A 12,740-nucleotide genomic window follows, 5' to 3' on the forward strand; every position below is an offset into this window, starting at 1 on the left:
GAAGAAGAAGGTATCTATGAGATTAGGAAAAATTATTGATATTCTGTAATATTGACGTGTTTTATTATTTTTTGGGGATAGATGGAGAGGTATTACTTTATTGTAGAAGGAGAGCAAAGGGGGCCTTTTACTTTTGATGAAGTTCAAAGTATGAAAATTAATAGAGGTACGCTTATTTGGCGCGAGGGATTAAAAGATTGGGTACAAGCTGGACAACTTAAGGAATTAAGCTCTAGCTTAATTGGTTTCCCCCCACCTATACCATCCAATATTTTAGAAAAAGATAGAACTTACAATATTAATCTAGGAGTCAGAAAGCCGGAGTTCAAACGTTTGAATATTACTCCAATCAACACAGCAATAAGTAAAACAAAAATTGCAAAGGAGCTCTTGTTGATTTCCAAACTTTTTATTATTTCAATATCAATAGGGGTAATAGTATGCCTTGTCGTGGGTGCCAAGATGTATATAGATGCAAAGAAGGACCTTACTGATTTAAAGAAACTGTCAATTGATGCTGGTAAGGAATACATAGTTGCGAATCAAGCCCATATAGACTACGACGCTCATCAATTTGCAATTGAAAGAAAATTAAATGTAGTTACTATCAATCAGACTTTGTCTTATCAAAAAAGCCTATTTGATAAATATGAAAGAGAAATTGAACAATTTGGAAAAAATGATGATGACAGGATTATGTTTAGAATGCTTTCGGAATTAAATAATGGTAGTTCATATAGTATCTATACCGATTTTACTAAAACTAAAAGTAATCTCTATCAGAAAGCAGAAAATTTATACCAACAGAGTGAAACTTATAAGGAGCTGTACAATTCTAAAAACTATGAATTAGAAAATTTCTTTGAGGAAAATATTGAAAAAGCTTTAAATTTTATTTTGATAATTGTTACTATAGTTACAATTATAATATGTTTTATGAGATACATGGTGAAGGGTTTAGGGTGGATAAGTTATTATTCTAGGCAAAAAATTTAATACTAGAATTCTTGCTGGTTTAGCAACAGTACAACATGTGGCTGTTTATGGAGACCTGCTCTTTCTGATTTGCAGTCCGAAAGCCCCTTCATCCCGCAAGTTTAGCGTCAGCGCAACTTGTGGCAGGCCATTTAGCAAGTTTGCAACTTGCGCAAGTTGCAAACTTGCTATTAAAAAGTACCACCAGTTACCGCTGCGCTCAAACTGGTGGCATAGTTAGGGATGGTTAGGTATAGTTAGTCCAGAAACGTGATGTTGACCAAGCCTTTACCGCCTGCATAATCTATGGCGCTGCTGTATGGGTAAGCATGGGGCTCTGTAACAAAGCCTGCCTCTACAGGATTATTATGGATGTATTGCAGCTTTTGCTCCATCAAAAAAGTAGTGTTTAGCTCAATGGGTTGGTTGTGCTGCTGCCAGAACTGAAAGTTTTTGTTGTTCGCATTCTGTTTCCCTGCCCTCTCAAGCAGCCACAGCATCCATTCCTTGCGACTCTCTTGTGGGTTATCAGCAATAGCCTTCACGATGGTTTTGGCAGTATGTTTCTTCAAGTCCCGGATTATGTCAGATTGGTTCGCTTCCGGTGTGCCAATGATAAGGTGAACGTGGTTTGACATGATGCACCAAGCGTATACCTGTAGCCCTTTGTGCTCAATACAATAGTTTAAGCTGTCCACCAAAATGTCCTTGTAGGCAGGTCTGGTGAAAACATCTACCCAGTAAACTGTAGAGAAAGACAAGAAATGCAGCCGACTCTGGTCGCTGATTTTGTAATTCCGGCTCATCTTGTGCTTATACCTTAGCTGCCCACGCAAGTTGCAAACTTGCTGTTTTGGGAAGTCACAAGTTGCGCTATAGCTATACCTGCGACATAATATGAACCCTGACTTGATTTGAAGGTTTCAGAGGCTGCGAAGAACAACCCATTGCCACACCAGCGACTTTATTTCATCGTTCAGCCATCGTAGGGAAAGGTCGCGACCTGTCCCTACGGATAACCACATAATCGCACTATTGGGTTTCAAACCCGAAACTGTAGCCACTCTCCATCCACCGCCAAGGTATAGCATTCGCCACAAAAGCGAAGAATAGCTGTAGGATATAAGGTAATATATTTAAATATGCCTATATTTAATCTATCATCAATGCTATAGTCAAGCTACCCTTTTTCATGCTCCATACCTTTACGCATCAGCTGAAACAAACCGGTACCGATATTTGGGCCTTTCTGCGGAACCCGAAAGACCAACCCGCTGCAGAACAGAGTGCTGCCGGTAAAATCCGTATACTCTTGCTTGTGCTCCTGATTGACGTGATTATAGTAATCGGGATATCAGGGTTAGTCCAGCTCATAGAAATGGCAGGCTGGTACTCGAGCGAGAACCATGCGGTGGTGGAGCTGCTGCGAAAGCTTCCGATTTGGGCTTTTCTGCTGCTGGGGGTGTTGGCTATACCTTTGCTGGAGGAGCTGGTGTTCCGCTACGGCCTACGGTTCAAAATCGGCTACATCTCCTTTGAGGTCTTCATCCTGGTTTTAACGATGGCAGTGAGTACGTTCCAATACCTGCCGCTGGTCTGGGCACTGGGAACAAGTGCTGTGCTGACCATGGCGCTGGTCCTGTATTTTCTGAACGTGGATGCCATCGGTAATTCGCTGGAGAGGGTATGGCCGAAGGTATACGGTGCCTTCTTTTACACCGTCGCGTTTCTATTCGGCCTTATCCACATCACCAACTTCACCGATTTTGACTACGCCTCGGCTGCTATACTGCTTATTCCCATTATCGTGGCGCCACAGATTTTTGGCGGACTACTGATGGGCTACATGCGTGTGAAGCACGGGTTTTTCTGGGGCTATTTTCTGCACGCCGGTCACAACGCCCTTTTCTTTGGCCTGGCACTGGCCACCATGGGCACTTTGGAAGAGAAGCTGAACATCCAAAACGATGGTCATACCTTGCAGGTAGAGGAGCATATTCGCTTTGACGAGACCGCCCCTTCTTCTAACCTGATAAGCCATGACTCAGTTGGCTTTGATAACCAGAAACTCAAAGACGTAATTTTGGCTCTACTGGATAAGGATGAATCCGAAGTTGAGTTCGAAAAAGCCAGGCATCACGACAGGGTGGTTAACGTGAGATTTAAGCCACATTCGCCCGCCAAAGACATCAAGAAAAACAAGGAACAGGTTTTGGGACAGCTGCAGAAACTGTACAAGTTTGACATCAGCTACCGGTCCCAACAGATGGATGCCTGGGACGTGACCATTACTGATACGGCTAAGCTGGCGGCCCATACTGTCGCAGACATCGGGAAGTCTACCGTGGTGCGCAACCCGGATGGTATCACGCTTGAGAACGTGACTATGGGAGAGTTGGTGAGTGCCCTGGAAACCGACTTTAAGGTGAGGCTGATTTCAAGACGTGATTTGCTGGAGCTCGGGAAATACAATTTCAAGCTGCCCAAAAGTGGTTTCGAGCAAGCCAAGGAATACCTGAAAACGAACTATGGCATCCTGTTGCAGTCTCGGATGGAGCTGGCGGATTTGGCTGTCGTGTCTTTCCAGGAGTAGGTGCCCTATACCTACTTCAACAATGTCTTTATCATGACTGGGTCCTGGAGTATGCGGAGGTTCTGTTTCAGGCTTGCCAGCTCTTCATTTAAATCCTCTTTGGCGCGTTTGAACTTCTGGTCCATCTGTTTGGGGCTGCCGCAGAAACGGTTGTAGAAGTCGGCGTCGGGGCCGAAGGTGAAGCCGTTGAGCTCTGCCTTCAGCTCGTTCACCTGGTCGGTGAGGAGCTGCACGTAATACTGCAGTTGTTCATCGGGCAGTTTGTCCAGCGCCTGGCCCTGCTCCTGCAGGAACTCCATCTGCAGGCGCAGCAGTTCGAAAAAGTCGTCGTGGTGGTAGGCCTGCGTCACTTTCTTCATGGCTTCCTCTTTCCAGGCGCGCTTGGTTTCGTCCTGCTCCTTGTCGGGGTGCAGCTGCTTGGCCAGGTCGGTATACACGCGGCGGCTGGCCTTGCTGATGTTGCTGAGTTCAGCCTTCGCCTGCGCCTCCTTGGCCTGTTGTGCTTTGGTCTTGCGGCCTTTCTGGCGGTTCTGCTTTTCCCGTTCCCTTTCCTCCATCTCCCGGTCCAGCTGAGCCTGTATCCGCTCCCAATCGCTTAGGTCCTCCAACTCATCGGCTATACCTAGTTCGTCTTCCGCTATACCTTCGGCCCAATCAAACCCGTCTTCTGCTGGGCTGGCTATTCGCTCCGCGTAAGGGACTTCGGCATACCGGTCGTGCAGTTCCACCATGTCGCGGCGCTCGTATTGGGCAATCAAATCATAGGTGATGTCGGCAATTAGCAAGGCCAGTTTTTCCTTCTCCCGGAAGCTGAATAGGGGCAAGGCAAAGGCCTCATCCAGCAACTGCACCAACTCCACGCGTTTCTCCAGCTGCTGCGCGATAATGGGCCGCAGCTCCTTCTCGATGCGCTTCTGGGCCTGGCTCATGCTGGCGCGACGGGCGGCTAATTCCTGTTTCAGCTGCTCTATCTGTTCTGTTTTCTGGTTGAACTCCTGCTGTAGCTGGCTCAGCTGGCGTTGGCCGGCGGCGGTGATTTGGGGCGTGAGAGACGGAACGGGTTTGTTGGAGTGGGGCATGCTAAAAAAGATTCAGAGCCAGTGCTACTGCTGCTTGATTGGCCTGCAACTGGAGACACAAAAATAGCTGTTTATTGTTGGACTGGCTGCATGGCCAGAATCCAGGTATGGCATGTATACCCTGCAGCCAGTCCTGCTATACCCTATTGTTGCGCGTCAAAAGGGATGAAGCGGTTGTTTTGCAGCACGTAGAGGGTGGTGCGGTTGTCTTCTATCACCGACACGCCGTCTGTTTTGAGGGTAGTGCGCTGCTGCTGGCGTGGGTTCCGCACGAGCGAGTCCTGCGGCGCCAGTTTGAGCTGGAAGGTGCTGTAGCGAAGGTCGTTCAATCGCTGGGCCGGATAGGAGGCCACTTTGAGTTCGCGCACCTGTGGCGTCGCGTAGTCCAGGAACGCCAGGATGTGGATGGAATCGTTTTGCAGCACCTGCACGGCGTAATCTGCGGTGTTGTTGCCGTTGAGGTTGCCGCGCAGGTATAGCGGGTTGTCCACCTGGTTTGTCTTGTTTGCCATGGCCTGGTCGGTGAGCGGAGCCACCTGGGCTTGCGGCTGCTTTTGCTGCAGCAGGCTGGTCAGGGTGTCCGGGAGCGGGTGCAGGATGGTGCCCTCGTCGGCGGCTCGGGCCACGCTGTCTATCGAGGCTTTGGTGTCGCTGTCGATTTGCGCGTCAATCAGTTCATCATCGGCTGCGCGTTTGTAGTTACCATCGGCAGAGTCGGAGCCGCAGGAGGCGAGTGCTACCAGGGTAGCTAGTGCAAGCGGGTATAGTTTCATGGGTATATACGGTTAGTTGTTGGTCTCAATAGTACGGTTGCATACCATGTGGTTATCCGGAAGGTTGCAGGCTATACCTATACCTCACCGTATCAACTCCACTTTGCGTTCACCAATCTGCTGGCGCCACATGGCATAGTAGAGGCCCTTCTGCTCCACCAGCTCCACGTGGTTGCCCTGCTCCACAATCTTGCCGCGCTCCAGCACATAGATGGTGTCGGCATGCATGATGGTGGAGAGGCGGTGGGCGATGAGGATGGTGATTTGCTCGCGCAGGTCCGATATCTCCCTGACCGTCGCCGTGATTTCCTCCTCGGTGAGGGAGTCGAGGGCGGAGGTGGCTTCGTCGAAGATGAGCAGGCGCGGGTTGCGGATGAGGGCGCGGGCAATGGAAAGGCGCTGCTTCTCACCACCCGACATCTTCAGGCCGCCTTCGCCAATCTGGGTATGGATGCCCTTTTCGGAGCGCGACAGCAGGTTGAGGCACGATGCCTTCTGCATGGCCGCGTATACTTCCTCGTCGGTGGCGTCGGGTTTCACGTACTGCAGGTTCTCCTTGATGGTGCCCGAAAACAGGTTGGTTTCCTGCGTCACGAAGCCCAGCTGCCGCCGCGCCTCGTTCAGCCAGATGTCCCGCACAGGTATACCGTTGTAAAAGATTTCCCCGCTCACCGGCACGTAAAGCCCTACCAAAAGCTTCACCAGCGTGGATTTGCCCGAGCCCGAAGGCCCCACGAAAGCGATGGTGTCGCCGGTGTTGGCTTCAAAGGAAATGCCGTCCACTGAGTTCTGTGGCGCGCCCTTGTGCCGGAACACCACCTCTTCGAAGCGCAGCTGCTGCAGCGGTCCTACGTTGATGGCCGACTCCGGCCGCGTCTCCACCGGCTTGTTCATGAGTTCATCAAAGTTGAGCAGCGACGCCTCCGCCTCACGGTATGACAGGATGATAGTGCCCAAATCCTGCAAAGGGCCAAAAATGCTGACGGAGATAAACTGCATGGAAATCAGCTCGCCGGTGGTGAGCACGTCCCGGAAAATGAGCCAGAGCAACGTGAAGAGGATGGATTGCTTGAGCAGGTTAAGTGCCGTGCCCTGTAAGAAGGAGAGGGTGCGCACGCGCTTCACCTTGGCCATCTCCAGTTCAAAAATCTGCTCGGTATGCGCGCGCAGGCGCCGTATCTCCGGGTAGGTCAGGCCCAGGCTTTTCACCAGCTCAATGTTGCGCAGCGACTCTGTAATCACCCCCGACATCTTGTTGGTGGCCCGGTTGATGGAGCGCTGCATGGTCTTGATTTTGGCGCTGAGCAGACTGGTCAGGCCGCCCAGCACGACGATGCCTATGACAAAAATCGGCACGAGCGCCCAATGTTTGGTTACGGCATACCATACCAGGAAACCCACGCCCACGATGGAGGAAAACAGGATGTTGATGAAGGCGTTGATGAAGCGCTCGGTGTCGCGGCGCACCCGCTGCAGGATGGAGAGCGTCTCGCCGCTGTTCTGGTCCGCATACTCCTGGTACGAGAGGCGCAGGGTCTGCTTGAGTCCATCGTTGAATATCTGCACCCCGAACTTCTGCACCACCAGGTTGGTGAAATATTCCTGAAACGCTTTGGCCAGCCGCGAGAGCAGCGCCACTACTACGGCCAGCAGCATGAGCCACAGCGCGCCTTCCACCCGCTCCTCATTGGTCATGGTGAAGGGTGGCGTGGCGTAGTCGTCAATGATTCTGCCGAAGATGATGGGGTCCACCAGGGCCAGCACCTGGCTCAGGCCGGCCAGCAGCAGCGAAAGTATGACCAGCCCGCGGTGAGGCTGCAGGTAGTTCCAGAGTACGCGCATGTAAAACAGGTATGGTGAGGTTCTCTTCCTACGCGAGCATTCGGCGCAGGTATACTACTTCCTTGGACTTTGCCTGGGAAGAGCAGGCGGTTCCAGGACAGGTATAGCTTCGTAGCATGGGCCAAAAAAATGCCCGAAGCCATGGCTCCGGGCATTTCACTAACGTCTCAAAGGCAATGGGCTAGTCCCAATATGCTGGGTCGGTCACCTCTTTTCCATCCTGCGACAGCACCACCTTTTTGTCCTGGCCCTTTTGGTCGAGCTCCAGCTGGTAGTAGGTCTTGCCGTCTTTCTCCATCTGCTCCACGTCATCTACGCGCATGCCTTTGTAATTCTGGCCGATGGCGGTGCGTATACCCTGTGGCAGGTCTTTCTCCATCACATCGTGTCGGGCCATCAATATCTTGCCCGATGGGTCAATCATCACGGCATGGTCTATGCGGTCCACGTCAAAATCGGCTTCGAAGTTGTCACCATGCTTTTCCCACTCCAAATCAGTGGCGTTGGCATACTTTTGCGACAGTGCGCTTTTCACGGCTTCAGGAACATCCTTCGCGTCTACGTCCTGTGCCTGGGCGGCTGTAACCGAACCGATCACTAAGGCGAATCCAACTAGTATCTTTTTCATAATCCTTACTTTTTAAGTGTTGAAAAATTGGTATGGTTCAAAGATACGGCACGAATCTGAAGCAAATCTGAACTTGATACTATTGAGACAGAATCAGTTGTGTCTTATGCTTCGCTGCTGTCTCTGGAGCCTGCCTGTGTCGGAGTGCCATCGGGGTTGATGAACTGTACCTGCTGCCTGGGGTATACCGGTATGATTTTCTTGATATACTCCGGCTTGTTCAATTCCATGGTGATGCGCAGTGTCAGCTCACTCTTCCACTTGCGGCGCTCGCGTGCGCCTGTCAGGTAGCGAATCGTTACGTTCGTCCACGACTCGTCGGCTGAGAGGAATATCTGTGGTTTAGCAGGAACATCGTCGTCCAGGCCGGCGCGTTTAAGAAGTTGGCCGTACAATTTGGCAGGTTCCTCCATGTAGCTGCCTAGCAGGTCTTCCGCTATTTTTCCCATCACCTGCATCGAGAGCGGTATGTCCGATTCGTTGGCCACGCCCACATCCAGCTCATCCCACACATAGGGAAAGTCGCCTGTCAGGTTGATGACGGTGCCCGTCAGAACCTCGTTGTTGGGAAAGGTCACAAGCCGGCCTGTGGGTTGCTCCGCCTGCACGAATCCCGGTTGGTAGGGTGCGCCAATCTCCCAGACAGTGGTGGTGAGAAAATCGATGCGGTACACATCCCCGAACACCTCGCCTACCCGGATTCGGTCGCCTACCCGGTAATAGCCCTGATAGGAGTTCATGAGCCAGCCGGTGAAGCTCTCGATGGGCGTCTGCAATGACCAGGAAAGGGCAAGGCCAATGAGGCCGAATGAACCCACCAATGCCCGGATATCGCCGGCCACCACGCTCAGCGCCACCCCGATAGCCAGCAGCCATACCGCGATGGAAGCGAGGGAAATGACGGCGCTGGCGCTCTGCCACCGCCCGATGGTCCGGAGGAGAATGGCGCGCAGTACGCGCACGAAGAGCCAAGCCAGCACCAGCATCGCCAATGCGATGAGCAGCTTGGGCAGGTTGTACAGAAAGCCGTTCCAGAGCTCCTGTAGGGCGCCAATGGCCTCTTCGGCGGCTTCCTTGCTAGAGGTGCCTTTGGTGACTTGTGCGGTCGTGTCGGTTGCCGCAGTCGCCCCCGCCCCCGCTGCTATAGCAAAAGTGTCCTGTTCGTTTTCCTGTGCCAGTCCTGTCTCGCCCGGAGCGAAAATCAGCAGGATGAAGGCGGTGATGGCCACTGCCAGCATAGACGACTGCCGGAAGTTCCGCAGCCTATGATGCGCCCCCTGCACAGCCGCGCGGCCGCTGATTTTTCTCCTTCTTCTGAACTTGGTGCGGTTGGCTCTTATAGCGCGGGAGGTTCGGTAAAGCTGCTGTCTGGTCAGTGGGGCACGCGGGCTGGCGGCGGCGGGTCTGCGCCTTCTGGTGCGGTTTCTTCTGTTTCTGTTAGGGGTAGGCATAGGTGCTGCTTCTCGTCATCCTTGTTCTAGCCGGGTAGGGATCAAGGTTTCCCTCTATACGGAAGAATGGCGTGCAAGCTACCTGCCGAAGGAGGAGGCGTATGAACTAGGGCTGTGAGAACGTGTTGGTTCCCTGCACAATCTGAAGGCGCACTGTGCGTTAGTTAATAGCTTGATTGTCTTGAATTGAGTTTCATTTTCACTATCTTTCTACCATAAACAAAATAAAAACCTATGAAGAACGCACGTATTTTAAATTCGCTTGCCCTGCTGCTCGTTGGGCTACTCATTTCGGCCACCGCCTGGGCCCAGGATGCCAAACCAAAGGCCAGTCCGGCCGCCACTGCCACGGGCAAAGCAGGCGGTGCCGCCATCACCATCAAGTACGGCAGCCCATCTGTGAAGGGAAGGACCATCTGGGGCGACCTGGTGCCTTACGGGGAGGTATGGCGCTCCGGTGCCAACGAGGCCACCACGGTTACCGTGGACCGCGATGTGATGGTGGAAGGCAAGAAGCTTCCTGCCGGCACCTACAGTTTATACACCATTCCGGGGGAGGACGAGTGGACGGTCATCTTCAACAAGACGGCCAAGCAGTGGGGTACGCAGTACGACGAGAAGCAGGATGCGCTGCGCGTGACCGCCAAGCCACAAAAAGCTACCTCCATGAGCGAGCGCCTGGCGTATGAGGTGACCGACAAAGGCATTGTGCTGCGTTGGGAGAACCTGGAGGTGCCTGTCGCGGTGACCGCTGCCAAGTAATCACTGAAGTCATTGCGGATTTGTTTCAGAAGGCCCGGCTTGTACACAACGTTGTGCAAGCCGGGCCTTCGCTATACCTGCCTGATTTGTCGGGGAAAATCAGGCAGGTTGAACCGGTTCAGGAAGCTTTGTGCATCTTCTATATCTGCCTCCTGCCAGCCCAGGAGTTTCGCCAGCAAAGCCCATAAACCCTTTGGCTTGAGCCCCGCTTTCCGCATCTCAGTCAACGAGAGGGCGTCATCCGATTTCGAGAGTTTGTTGCCGTCGCTGCTGCTGATGAGGGGGTGGTGCACGAACTGCGCGTCCGTGAAGGCCGATGAGCCGGTATGCTGCGCCAGGAAAAGCTGCGCTGCCGTGGAAAGCATGAGGTCTTTGCCCCGCACAATCAGGTTTACACCCATGGCCAGGTCGTCGCAGAGGGAGGCAATCTGGTAGGCAGGTATGCCGTCTTTGCGGCGCACCACGAAGTCCGGCATCTCAAGGGCCAGCGGTACGGTGCAGCTACCCAGCAGCAGGTCCTGAAAGGTTATTTGTGTGCCCTCCTGTATGCGGATGCGCCAAGCCGCGTTTGGGGAGTCAAGCGAAAGCCCTTCGTCGCGGCAGGTGAGCGGGTATAGCCCCAGCGGGGACAAGGAGGCGATTTGGCTGCGGGAGCAGGGGCAGGCGTACACCATGTCCTGTTGCACGAGCATGTCCAACAAGGTATGGTAAGCGGGCAGGCGCAGCAGCTGCGAATAGTTATCCCGGAAATCCTGCGGACTGCGCGGCCCCTCGTCATAGTCGATGCCCATGAAGTCGAGCGTGTCGAAGATGTCCTGCAGGTACTCCGGGCGGAAGCGGGCGTTGTCGAGGTCGTCGATGCGGAGGGCTACCATCCCTTGCTGCTGGCGGGCCAGCGCCCACGTGATGGCAAAGGAGAGCGCATTGCCCAGATGCAGGAAGCCACTAGGGGTAGGAGCGATGCGGGTCTTGAGCTGCTGTGGTTTTTCAGAGGTATGCATGTTCCGGAAGAATTGCTGCCAACAGGACGCCGCCTGTGCTTTGGCTACAAGGCAATGTACGCCATTTTGAGGTGTTGCACCAGCTTCAGACCTTTGAAATGATTCCTATGGGATGCCGTAACCATTTTGCTATCCATCGAGGGACCTTCAAAATCTGATGAGGTTTTGCAAACTAATCCACCTGGTTGGCATGTTCCAGGAGGTATGGCGGGCACTGTTTCTGCGCTGCGCTTTTTTCCCTTAGGTACAGGTATAACGAGATGATGGAGCATAACACCTACTGGTATTTCTACGCGTTGCTGACGGCCCGCTATGTGGTTATTGCCGGGCTGGCTTTCCTGGTGTTCTACCGGCTGTTTCCGGCTAGGTTTGCACGGCTGAAGATACAGCGGCTTTCCCCGAAGCGACAGGATTATGTGCGGGAGGTAGGTTATTCCCTGCTGACCTTCTTCATCTTCGCAGCTGTCGGCATCGTGCTCATTTCTCCGGCTGTGAGGCCCTACACGCAACTCTACAGCAACATCTCGGACTTTGGTTGGGCGTACTTTGCGCTGAGCGTGGTGCTGGCGCTCCTCATCCACGACACCTACTTTTATTGGACGCACCGCCTCATGCACCACCCGCGGCTCTTCAAACTGTTCCACCTCACGCACCACCGTTCGGTCAACCCTTCGCCCTGGGGGGCTTTCGCCTTCAGTCCGCTGGAGGCCGTGATTGAGGCCGGCGTGATTGTGGTCATCGTCTTGCTGATTCCCATCCATGAGTTTGCCATTCTCTTGTTTCTGCTGCTCATGCCGGTGTATAACGTGTACGGGCACCTGGGCTACGAAATCTACCCGAAGTGGGTGGTGAACAGCAAGATTGGCCGCTGGCTCAACACCTCCACCAACCACAACATGCACCACAGGTACTTCAAAGGCAACTACGGCCTGTATTTCCGGTTCTGGGACGAGGCGATGAAAACCACGCACCCCCACTACGACAAGACGCTGGCCAGCCTGGTGGACTCGGAGCAGACGGCAGCCGCCCGACAGGTATAGCGGTTACCAATCCATTCGTTTCTTGAGTCCGGTGATGTGCGCCAGGTGGTGTTCGCCGTGCCAGGCGTAGAGGCCGATGTGGTAGCGGATGGTCTGCTGTCCGGAAACAGGATGTACGAAGGTGCGGTCCAGCTGCGTGGCGGTCAGTTGTTGCAGCATAATCACCCAGCGCTGGTGCAGCGCCTGCAGCAGAGCCAGCGAAACAGCGGGAGCAGCCGTCTTGGCATCGGGTAGTTCGGCCCATGCCACCTCATCATAGGGGCGTATGGTGGGATTTTCTTCCGTTAGCGCCAGCTTTTGGCGGGTATAGCCATTCAGGTGGCTATCGGGGAGGTGGTGCACGACCTGCCGCACCGTCCAGCCGCCGGGGCGATAGGAAGTATCCAGTTGCTCCTCGTTAAGAGCGGCCACGGCCTCTGCTACACGTGCGGGCAGGTCGCTAATGGAGCGGATGTACTGGTGCAGCTGGACATCTGAGATGTGCTGGGGAGGGCTGTATTGGCCAATCGGGTAGCGGAGTTCATCCATAGGTGTGGGATTGTGTAAGGTTAAATGTAAAAAATACCTGCGTCGCATCCGCTGCTCCAACATCTTTT

Annotated in this window: 12 protein-coding genes; 4 read left to right on the forward strand and 8 right to left on the reverse strand. The window is 53.3% G+C overall.

The window, feature by feature from the left end:
• Positions 1-81 precede the first annotated feature (81 nt).
• Positions 82-996 (forward strand): DUF4339 domain-containing protein, encoded by a 915-nt coding sequence (locus B051_RS0102820; RefSeq protein WP_018476662.1) that lies wholly within the window; start codon positions 82-84, stop codon positions 994-996.
• A gap of 236 nt (positions 997-1,232) precedes the next feature.
• Here B051_RS0102820 and B051_RS0102825 read toward each other — a convergent pair whose 3' ends face one another.
• Positions 1,233-1,781 (reverse strand): REP-associated tyrosine transposase, encoded by a 549-nt coding sequence (locus tag B051_RS0102825; RefSeq protein ID WP_018476663.1) that lies wholly within the window; start codon positions 1,779-1,781, stop codon positions 1,233-1,235.
• Between the two features lie 386 nt (positions 1,782-2,167).
• Here B051_RS0102825 and B051_RS0102830 point away from each other — a divergent pair, with 386 nt between their 5' ends.
• Complete coding sequence (locus B051_RS0102830; protein WP_018476664.1) at positions 2,168-3,568, forward strand: CPBP family glutamic-type intramembrane protease; 1,401 nt, start codon at positions 2,168-2,170, stop codon at positions 3,566-3,568.
• 11 nt (positions 3,569-3,579) lie between these two features.
• Here the strand turns inward: B051_RS0102830 and B051_RS0102835 are convergent, their stop codons facing one another.
• The 5 genes from B051_RS0102835 to B051_RS0102855 all read right to left on the reverse strand — a co-directional run bounded on the left by B051_RS0102835 (position 3,580) and on the right by B051_RS0102855 (position 9,341).
• On the reverse strand, positions 3,580-4,647 hold the full coding sequence (locus B051_RS0102835) for a coiled-coil domain-containing protein (protein ID WP_018476665.1): 1,068 nt from the start codon (positions 4,645-4,647) through the stop codon (positions 3,580-3,582).
• Between the two features lie 143 nt (positions 4,648-4,790).
• Positions 4,791-5,420, reverse strand: a complete 630-nt coding sequence (locus tag B051_RS0102840) for a hypothetical protein (RefSeq protein WP_018476666.1) — start codon at positions 5,418-5,420, stop codon at positions 4,791-4,793.
• Between the two features lie 84 nt (positions 5,421-5,504).
• Positions 5,505-7,262: an ABC transporter ATP-binding protein gene (locus B051_RS0102845; RefSeq protein WP_018476667.1), complete on the reverse strand. Its 1,758-nt coding sequence runs from the start codon at positions 7,260-7,262 to the stop codon at positions 5,505-5,507.
• Positions 7,263-7,443: 181 nt separating this feature from the next.
• On the reverse strand, positions 7,444-7,890 hold the full coding sequence (locus B051_RS0102850; protein ID WP_018476668.1) for a PepSY-like domain-containing protein: 447 nt from the start codon (positions 7,888-7,890) through the stop codon (positions 7,444-7,446).
• A gap of 104 nt (positions 7,891-7,994) precedes the next feature.
• A complete protein-coding gene (locus tag B051_RS0102855; RefSeq protein WP_018476669.1) occupies positions 7,995-9,341 on the reverse strand; it encodes a mechanosensitive ion channel family protein in 1,347 nt (448 codons plus the stop codon).
• A 234-nt stretch (positions 9,342-9,575) separates the two neighbouring features.
• Here B051_RS0102855 and B051_RS0102860 point away from each other — a divergent pair, with 234 nt between their 5' ends.
• Entirely contained in the window at positions 9,576-10,103 is a 528-nt protein-coding gene (locus tag B051_RS0102860; protein ID WP_018476670.1) for a DUF2911 domain-containing protein, read from the forward strand.
• Between the two features lie 71 nt (positions 10,104-10,174).
• Here the strand turns inward: B051_RS0102860 and B051_RS0102865 are convergent, their stop codons facing one another.
• Complete coding sequence (locus B051_RS0102865; RefSeq protein WP_018476671.1) at positions 10,175-11,104, reverse strand: tRNA glutamyl-Q synthetase; 930 nt, start codon at positions 11,102-11,104, stop codon at positions 10,175-10,177.
• 260 nt (positions 11,105-11,364) lie between these two features.
• On the opposite strand from B051_RS0102865, the gene B051_RS20780 reads away from it, so the two are divergent.
• Complete coding sequence (locus tag B051_RS20780; RefSeq protein WP_018476672.1) at positions 11,365-12,144, forward strand: sterol desaturase family protein; 780 nt, start codon at positions 11,365-11,367, stop codon at positions 12,142-12,144.
• Positions 12,145-12,147: 3 nt separating this feature from the next.
• Here the strand turns inward: B051_RS20780 and B051_RS0102875 are convergent, their stop codons facing one another.
• Positions 12,148-12,672, reverse strand: a complete 525-nt coding sequence (locus B051_RS0102875) for a YfiT family bacillithiol transferase (protein ID WP_018476673.1) — start codon at positions 12,670-12,672, stop codon at positions 12,148-12,150.
• Positions 12,673-12,740: the final 68 nt, after the last annotated feature.

Origin of the sequence: Pontibacter roseus DSM 17521, assembly GCF_000373265.1 — a bacterium.
In the GTDB taxonomy this organism is placed as follows: Bacteria; Bacteroidota; Bacteroidia; order Cytophagales; family Hymenobacteraceae; genus Pontibacter; species Pontibacter roseus.

Coding starts and splice junctions, on each gene's coding strand:
- B051_RS0102855 (WP_018476669.1), bottom strand. CDS start 9,341: ATGCCTACCCCTAACAGAAACAGAAGAAACCGCACCAGAAGGCGCAGA.
- B051_RS0102860 (WP_018476670.1), top strand. CDS start 9,576: ATGAAGAACGCACGTATTTTAAATTCGCTTGCCCTGCTGCTCGTTGGG.
- B051_RS0102865 (WP_018476671.1), bottom strand. CDS start 11,104: ATGCATACCTCTGAAAAACCACAGCAGCTCAAGACCCGCATCGCTCCT.
- B051_RS0102835 (WP_018476665.1), bottom strand. CDS start 4,647: ATGCCCCACTCCAACAAACCCGTTCCGTCTCTCACGCCCCAAATCACC.
- B051_RS0102830 (WP_018476664.1), top strand. CDS start 2,168: ATGCTCCATACCTTTACGCATCAGCTGAAACAAACCGGTACCGATATT.
- B051_RS0102875 (WP_018476673.1), bottom strand. CDS start 12,672: ATGGATGAACTCCGCTACCCGATTGGCCAATACAGCCCTCCCCAGCAC.
- B051_RS0102840 (WP_018476666.1), bottom strand. CDS start 5,420: ATGAAACTATACCCGCTTGCACTAGCTACCCTGGTAGCACTCGCCTCC.
- B051_RS0102845 (WP_018476667.1), bottom strand. CDS start 7,262: ATGCGCGTACTCTGGAACTACCTGCAGCCTCACCGCGGGCTGGTCATA.
- B051_RS20780 (WP_018476672.1), top strand. CDS start 11,365: ATGATGGAGCATAACACCTACTGGTATTTCTACGCGTTGCTGACGGCC.
- B051_RS0102825 (WP_018476663.1), bottom strand. CDS start 1,781: ATGAGCCGGAATTACAAAATCAGCGACCAGAGTCGGCTGCATTTCTTG.
- B051_RS0102820 (WP_018476662.1), top strand. CDS start 82: ATGGAGAGGTATTACTTTATTGTAGAAGGAGAGCAAAGGGGGCCTTTT.
- B051_RS0102850 (WP_018476668.1), bottom strand. CDS start 7,890: ATGAAAAAGATACTAGTTGGATTCGCCTTAGTGATCGGTTCGGTTACA.